The organism is Cytobacillus sp. GQ23, assembly GCF_059758675.1.
In genome coordinates this window covers 1-7,671 of sequence record NZ_JCAXER010000055.1, presented here as the reverse complement: position 1 = coordinate 7,671, position 7,671 = coordinate 1, and the positions used below count along the sequence as shown (strand labels likewise).

At 44.5% G+C, this 7,671-nt stretch carries 8 protein-coding genes; 3 read left to right on the top strand and 5 right to left on the bottom strand.

Going from position 1 to position 7,671, the window contains the following annotated elements; all coding sequences use genetic code 11:
* Positions 1-227 precede the first annotated feature (227 nt).
* From AC6CHU_RS25600 to AC6CHU_RS25590, 3 genes are all read right to left on the bottom strand, one after another.
* On the bottom strand, positions 228-737 hold the full coding sequence (locus AC6CHU_RS25600) for a YwgA family protein (RefSeq protein WP_061793810.1): 510 nt from the start codon (positions 735-737) through the stop codon (positions 228-230).
* Positions 738-779: 42 nt separating this feature from the next.
* Positions 780-2,081: an HD domain-containing protein gene (locus AC6CHU_RS25595; RefSeq protein WP_159863501.1), complete on the bottom strand. Its 1,302-nt coding sequence runs from the start codon at positions 2,079-2,081 to the stop codon at positions 780-782.
* Between the two features lie 284 nt (positions 2,082-2,365).
* On the bottom strand, positions 2,366-2,590 hold the full coding sequence (locus AC6CHU_RS25590; protein WP_009332328.1) for a YuzB family protein: 225 nt from the start codon (positions 2,588-2,590) through the stop codon (positions 2,366-2,368).
* A gap of 358 nt (positions 2,591-2,948) precedes the next feature.
* On the opposite strand from AC6CHU_RS25590, the gene AC6CHU_RS25585 reads away from it, so the two are divergent.
* Positions 2,949-3,701, top strand: a complete 753-nt coding sequence (locus tag AC6CHU_RS25585) for an RsfA family transcriptional regulator (RefSeq protein WP_498123130.1) — start codon at positions 2,949-2,951, stop codon at positions 3,699-3,701.
* 123 nt (positions 3,702-3,824) lie between these two features.
* On the opposite strand, the gene lipL is transcribed toward AC6CHU_RS25585, so the two are convergent.
* Together lipL and pta are read right to left on the bottom strand one after the other, a co-directional pair.
* Positions 3,825-4,667: an octanoyl-[GcvH]:protein N-octanoyltransferase gene (lipL, locus tag AC6CHU_RS25580; protein ID WP_159863503.1), complete on the bottom strand. Its 843-nt coding sequence runs from the start codon at positions 4,665-4,667 to the stop codon at positions 3,825-3,827.
* 206 nt (positions 4,668-4,873) lie between these two features.
* Positions 4,874-5,851 carry a phosphate acetyltransferase gene (gene pta, locus AC6CHU_RS25575; RefSeq protein WP_498123128.1) on the bottom strand — a complete coding sequence of 326 codons (978 nt, stop codon included), beginning with the start codon at positions 5,849-5,851 and terminating at the stop codon, positions 4,874-4,876.
* 384 nt (positions 5,852-6,235) lie between these two features.
* On the opposite strand from pta, the gene hemQ reads away from it, so the two are divergent.
* The gene (gene hemQ / locus AC6CHU_RS25570; RefSeq protein ID WP_251283825.1) at positions 6,236-6,979 is read left to right on the top strand and encodes a hydrogen peroxide-dependent heme synthase; all 744 of its coding nucleotides are present in this window, start codon (positions 6,236-6,238) and stop codon (positions 6,977-6,979) included.
* Between the two features lie 179 nt (positions 6,980-7,158).
* Entirely contained in the window at positions 7,159-7,659 is a 501-nt protein-coding gene (gene gerQ, locus AC6CHU_RS25565) for a spore coat protein GerQ (RefSeq protein WP_159863506.1), read from the top strand.
* Positions 7,660-7,671: the final 12 nt, after the last annotated feature.

Below are 7,671 nucleotides of genomic sequence, written 5' to 3'. Positions count from 1 at the left end.
TGGAGACTGCTTTTTTTCTATGTGGGTGTTTTATTTGCGGATAGCACGTTTTTACTTTCGCATAAGAGGATTCTGTGCGCTTAGCCCGATTTCTGTGCGCATACCACTATTTCTATGCTCTTTACCCGGTTTCTCTGCACAAGCCCATCAGCGCCCATAACAAATCTCCTGCACGAACAACCCGATTTCTACCCTTAAACATACTCCTCCAAAAAAAAGCCAGGCACTCAATGCAGCCCGGCTTTTTCTCTTAAGCTTTCAATATATTGATACGCCTGTTCCACTTCTTCATCCGTGTAGCGCTGTTTGCTTTTCAGGGTAAAGACTTTTTCTTTCACTTCTTCTTTTGGCAGGTCATTGAAATAAAGGACCGTTGAGACAAGTTCCAGAAATCTAGCATTCTGGCCATTCATATCGAGCAGGCATTCCTGGAGGCTCGGCATATCGACTGCGTTGATGCCTAAAAATTCCTTGCCCGTTTCAGTGAGGGTATACCGATACTGATAGTAGCCGCCCTTTTTTTCCTTTACTTCGTTTAAGAATCCCATATTACAAAGCTCTTCGACCCTTAATGTCAGTTCTTCCGAATAGGGTCCGTAAAAGTGAAATTGGAATCTTTCCTGAAAGGGAAAGGCGATATTTTTGGCGATATAAATCATTTTCTGCAGCTTTTTCCGTCCCACGATTTCTTCAGAGACTGCTATGGCGTGCATTAGTTTGGCATGATCCTTTAACAAAGCTCTTCATCTCCTACTCCGTTTTTTCCCGTATCTATCTTATTAATCGATTTCGAGCAGCATTTTAATCTGCTTTTTAATGTTTGGCTTTTTGCTGTCATCTGCAATAAAATCAGCTGGGAAGTATAGTTTATGATCCGTTCGGCGTTTCCCTGAAATCGCATCCACGATCTCTGATTCACGGGAAAGCTCGCGGATATCCCCATTTTTCATCAGCAGATGAATCGGCAATCTTTCTTCCTCCTCGCCCGGACGGTAAAAATCATAAGGCAAATCTGATGAAGAATCGACTACCAGGTAATATTCAGGATCCAAGCCTGCCTTTATAAATAAAGCCGACAGCTCTGCCAGCTTCTTGTATTCTTTCGCCGGGTCAAATTCCACGTATTTATATAAATTCCTATCCATAAAGCGGCAGCAGAGATCCTTCAGAATCGGATCCTTTTCTTCCTGCCACATCTGAAAATAATAAAGAATAATAGCTTCATCCAGCTTTATATAATCTTCAAGAGTGATCTCCCCATTGAATAAAGAATAAAAATGGATAGGATCATATTTGAATGTGTAGTTTTGTTCATGCAGATCTTTCGCACGGTGCAGGATTTTCGTCAGGATGACCTCTGCACTGCGGGTCACCGGGTGGAAATACACCTGCCAATACATCTGGTAGCGGCTCATTATGTAATCCTCAACGGCATGCATCCCGCTCTGCTTAATCACGACCTGGTCTTCCCTCGGCCTCATGACTCGCAGGATCCGCTCCATGTCAAAATGGCCATAGCTGACACCGGTAAAATACGCATCTCGCTGCAGATAATCCATCCGGTCCGCATCAATCTGACTGGAAATCAGGCTGACAACCAGCTTATTTTTAGACGTTTTGGCAATCACATCCGCCACTTTCTGCGGAAAATCGGCACTAACCCTTGAAAGCACTTTATGGACCTCGGTGTCTCCGAGAATGATCGCCCTCGTATAATGTTCATGATCAAGATCGAATACTTTTTCAAAAGAGTGCGAGAACGGCCCGTGCCCCAAATCGTGGAGAAGTGCTGCGCATAAAGTCAGAATGCGGTCTTCTTCATCCCATTCCGGCCTCCCCAAAAAGACATCATCGGAAATGCGGCGCACAATCTCGTAAACTCCGAGCGAGTGATTAAAGCGGCTGTGCTCAGCCCCATGGAAGGTCAAATAAGTTGTCCCAAGCTGCTTAATTCTTCTGAGGCGCTGGAACTCTTTCGTCCCGATTAAATCCCAGATGACTCTGTCCCTTACGTGTATGTAACGATGAACGGGATCCTTGAATACTTTTTCCTCATTTAGCTTTTCCGCTGAATATGCCATTCCGTACCCTCCGCTTTTCCTGTGTCCACGCAATCCGAACCTGTTGTTCCCAATTTCTGGCGTATACTTATTATATCCCGATTAAGGTGTCAAATCATCACAAAATTCACTGTTTTTCATGGCTATTCGACAGAAACCGCGATACATCAACTATCCGGCAAAAGAAATATTTTTCGACTTTTCTAAAAACAATATGGCCTCCTAAGTCTATTTACCAATCGGAGGTAACTCCTAAACTCAGGGCAAAAAATAAAATCACCTCAGAACAGGAGTCAGGGTGACTTTTATTTTTTCAGCTTTTTATTAATTTTCTCCATCAATTCCTCTTCCGTCAGTGCGGCAAGGGGACGGTTATTGACGAAAGCAAATGTTTTCTTGCGGCCTGGCCCGCAATAGGACTGGCAGCCGACATCAATTTTTGCCTCTGGATCTATTTCTTTCAATCGCGGTATCAATGTCTTCAAATTTACTGCCTGACAATCGTCGCAAACACGGAATTCGTTTGCCATCTTCGTACAACCCTTTCTGCGGTCAATCTTTTATATAGTCCTGGCGCATTACGCACCAGAGTATCTTCTTCCTTCGTTAAAGCATGTCCGCAGCACGGCCTTCCTATTCAAATAAAGGACTGCCCTGCCCAACTGCTACAGGCTATTTTAAAACTAATCGACCTTCATTGCAAGCTGTAATCATTAACTTGAGTGGTGAATCTTAGTAAACTTCACAAAATGGCCATACGTATCTAGTGAAAAAATTTTTTCAAAAAATCTACTATCCTTTTAATCACCTTTGTATAAAATCTTCCAAGTTTGTCCATCCTTTAACTAAGGCAACAGCAAAAAGTAATGATTAGGGAGTTGAGGTTATATGAAAGTACGTCAGGACGCTTGGACAGAAGAAAACGATTTATTGCTCGCAGAAACCGTTTTGCGGCATGTGAGGGAAGGCAGCACACAGTTAAATGCATTTGAGGAAGTTGGAGACAAGCTGAACCGCACTTCTGCGGCATGCGGATTCCGCTGGAACGCTGTGGTGAGGCATCAATATGAAAAAGCGCTTCAGCTGGCCAAAAAACAGCGCAAGCAAAGACAAAGAATGCTAGGAAAGGAACAGGGCGGCAAAAAGAAACTCTTATACTCTCCGCCAGTTCCAACTATGCAGGAGGTTGAAGCATCGCCAGTTCAAGCAAATGACATTGTACCGCCGTCACCTGCAGAATTTTACGAGGAGCGCACAGAGGATGAAGCATCTGTGCAGACAGAAACGGTCTCATCCTACACCTCTTCAGCACCGGCATACACTGCACCTGCACAGCTGGATATGGATACCGTTATCGCATACTTGCAATCATTGAATCATTCAGGCATTCAGCTTGATATACTAAAGAATGAGAATGAAAGATTGAAGCGTGAAAATGCGGATCTCAGAAGCCAGAATGAAGAGCTTGAGCGCAAAATCGGAAAACTCGAGCAAAATACTGTCACCATTCAGGAAGATTACGAGACACTGATGAAAATCATGAACAGAGCCCGCAATTTTGTTCTTTTTGATGAAGAAGAAAGGCCAGCGTCCAAGTTTAAAATGGATCGCAACGGCAATTTGGAGAGAGTCGCTGAATAGAAATGAAAAAAGCGCCATACTCAGCTGGCGCCTAGGCTTCCCGGCATCGGGAGCAGGAGAAAATGGCAGCAATCCCTTTTAAGGAGGGCCGCAGATCATTTATGACTGTGGCTCTTCTTTTATTTATTCGCTGCCCAATACTTTCTCATTCCGCTCCACTACACGGCGGGAATAGCCCTCAAACAGGCTTGCTTCCTCACTTGTCAGCTGCCCGGCATAAAAGCGGCCGGATTTCTTTTTCAGGGACTGCAGGAAGCGGAGCATCACATCCTGAACCGTCAGCTCAGTCCCCAGCAATTCCGACAGTGAGGCCATGACAGCTGGCTGTATTTCAGGGTATTGAAATTTCGTCTGTTCTTCTTGTTTAGCAAGAGAATAGAATTTGCCAATCAGATCAGCCCGCTCACTTCCAGTGCCATCCACACACAGATAAATCTGGACAGCCACCCCATTGCGGAGGCGCCTTTGCGAAATGCCTGCAAATTTCTGTCCCCCAATGCTTAAATCATAGCTCCCCGGGCAATAGGAGCCAACAATTTCCCGGGCTTCTATTTCTTTATGAAAATCGGAAAACATCTCCTGAATGAGGAGCCACATCGCATCATAGCCGCGGTTGATGTCAATCCCCTTTTCCCTTTCAGGAAAAATCAGCGAAATATTCAGGACTCCCTGATCGAGGACAACGGCCAGGCCGCCGGAATTTCGGACAATCACTTCATACCCCTGGCTTTTTAAAAAGTGAATGCCCTCATTCAAAAAAGGAAGCTTCGTATCCTGGATGCCAAGTACAATCGTATTATGATGCACCCATGTTCTCGCAGTGGCAGGCGCGGTGCCGGCCCCGACAGAAGCACAGAGCGTATCATCCATTCCAAAGGAGTGCAGGGCATTTAAATGGATTCCCGCAGCAGACTGGTCAATGACCCGCCATTCTTCCTGAAAAAGCAAATCTTGTTGCGAATTCATCTTTATTTGATCCCCTTTTGCCGATATTTGAAGTGAATCGGCAGAATTTATCTATTAAATCACAAACTCAGTTAGATTCATGGCCTAAACTGCAGCTTTATCGAAACTTTCACCGGCCAAACTTGATTTTTATCGGTCAAAGGCCATTTCCTGATCCATTATAGCAAAAAAGCCAGTCACAAGGGACCGGCTTCTAAAATGGTTTATTATTGATGTAAAGCCTGAGCTGCTGTAATTAAAGCAAGCTTATAGACATCTTCCTCGTTGCAGCCGCGGGACAGGTCATTAACCGGACGGTTCAGGCCTTGAAGAATTGGACCTACTGCTTCAAATTTTCCTAAACGCTGGGCAATTTTGTAGCCGATGTTGCCGGCTTCCAGGCTAGGGAATACAAATACATTCGCATCGCCCTGGATTGGTGAATCCGGAGCTTTTTTCTCTGCTACAGATGGAACAAATGCCGCATCAAATTGGAATTCCCCATCGATGATTAATAGCGGATCGCGAACCTTTGCCGCTTCAAGTGCCTCTGAAACCTTTTCTGTTTCAGGAGACTTGGCAGAACCCTTTGTGGAGAAGCTCAGCATAGCCACACGCGGTTCAATATCGAACATTCTGGCTGTCTTCGCACTTTCAATCGCAATCTCTGCCAAGTCCTGGCTGTCAGGCGAAATGTTGATGGCACAATCAGCAAACACATATTTCTCATCTTCACGGACCATGATGAATACACCAGATGTTTTGCGTACGCCTTCTTTAGTTTTAATGATTTGAAGTGCCGGGCGCACTGTATCAGCTGTCGAATGTGCTGCACCGCTCACTAGTCCGTCTGCTTTATTTGCGTAGACAAGCATCGTACCGAAATAGTTTTCATCAAGAAGAATCCGGCGTGCATCTTCTTCTGTTGCTTTGCCTTTGCGTCTCTCAACAAATGCAGCCACAAGCTCATCCATCATTAAAAAGTTGTTTGGATCATAAATTTCAGCTGATTCGAGGCTGATGTCCATCTCATTTGCTTTTGCTTCGATGTCTGTGATGTTTCCAATCAGGATTGGAGTGATGATTTTTTCAGCAGCCAATCTCCCTGCTGCCGCTAAAATGCGCTCATCCTGTCCTTCCGGAAAAACAATTCGTAAATTCTGTCCTGTTACTTTTTCTTTCAATACTGTGAATAAATCACTCATGTTAATTCCTCCTACGACCATTAATTTTCCGTTCAAATTAATAGAAATTCTCCTATATACTCCCTTAGAATACTCTTCATCCTAAGAATTTCAAGGAGTTCACCCACTGTTAGCGTTTACAAACAAAATGTTTTTGTTTTCGATAAATTTCCAATAATAAATATCCTTCTGTTAATAGCTTTATACCCTTTTTAAGATATCCATAATGCCCCCTTTGTAAACGGGATTTTGGGGTGACAGGTACCTATACCAGTTAGGCGAACTGGTATAGGTACCTGTCACCCCAATGATGAATTCAACATTTCAAGTTTTGTACACATGTTAATTGGAGAAACTATGGTATAGTAGGGATGAGAATTTCAGTACATATTAGGAGTGATTATAATGAGTGAAGCAGCAGTTACGCTTGATGGCTGGTATTGTTTGCATGATTTCCGCACAGTTGATTGGACAACGTGGAAAATGGCACCCATCGAAGAGCGGCAGGCAGCGATCCACGAATTTATGGCCCTAGTGGACAAGTGGAACACAACACAAAGCGAGAAAAACGGCAGTCATGCCCTATATACAATTGTTGGCCAAAAAGCTGATTTTATGATGATGATCTTAAGACCGACAATGGAAGAGCTAAATGAAATTGAAAACGAATTCAACAAAACGAAGTTAGCTGAATTCACGATTCCTGCTCATTCATATGTGTCGGTTGTCGAGCTGAGCAACTATCTGCCGGCAGGAGAAGATCCATATCAGAATCCGCAGATCCTGGCTCGCCTTTACCCTGAACTTCCGAAAGCGAAGCATGTCTGCTTCTATCCGATGGACAAGCGCCGTCAGGGCAATGATAACTGGTACATGCTTCCGATGGAAGACCGCCGCAATATGATGCGCAGCCATGGCATGATCGGCCGCCAGTATGCAGGCAAGGTCAAACAAATCATCACAGGCTCCGTCGGCTTCGATGATTACGAATGGGGCGTGACCCTCTTCTCTGACGATGTTCTTCAGTTTAAAAAGCTTGTTTATGAAATGCGCTTTGATGAAGTAAGTGCACGCTTCGGCGAATTCGGCTCTTTCTTCGTTGGAAACATCCTGGAAGAAGACAAAGTAGAAAAATTCCTGCACATTTAATGAAAACTCCCGGCTTCGGCCGGGAGTTTTTCTTTTTCTTCGGGTCATAAAAAAACATGCCCCTACATAGTAATGAAATAGTGAGTTTCTATTTTAAATTCAACCCGCAGGACTGTCCGACAGTCTATTCTTAAAATGCGGATAGAACATGCTGATTTTAATACTTAGGAGGGACTAAATTGAGTCAATCAAATTATGGTCAATACCCTTATTATGGTTACCAGCCACGATTTAGCGACGGCACCCAAATGGGTCAGGGCTTTCAGGGACAGCCACAATTTCAGCCGATGCAAACAGGCGGAACCGTGCCAAGTGCAAGCGGCGGGATGTTTCCGGGGGCAGGAGCAGGAGGCGGAAACGGCGGCACGGCAGCTGCTCCATCTGTTCCGGGCATGCTTCCGCTTGAACAATCCTATATCGAAAACATTCTTCGCCTGAACAAAGGGAAACTTGCGACTGTATATGCAACATTTGAAAACAATACGGAATGGAACGCAAAAATATTTAAAGGTCTCATTGAGGCGGCTGGACGGGATCACCTGATTCTGAGTGACCCGCAAACAGGTCAGCGTATCCTTCTTCCAATGATCTACTTAGACTATGTGACTTTTGATGAAGAAATCGAATATGAATATCCATTTGGCGGCGGACAGGGACTGTCGCAATATTCGCCGAGGTAAATGGAGCTAAGC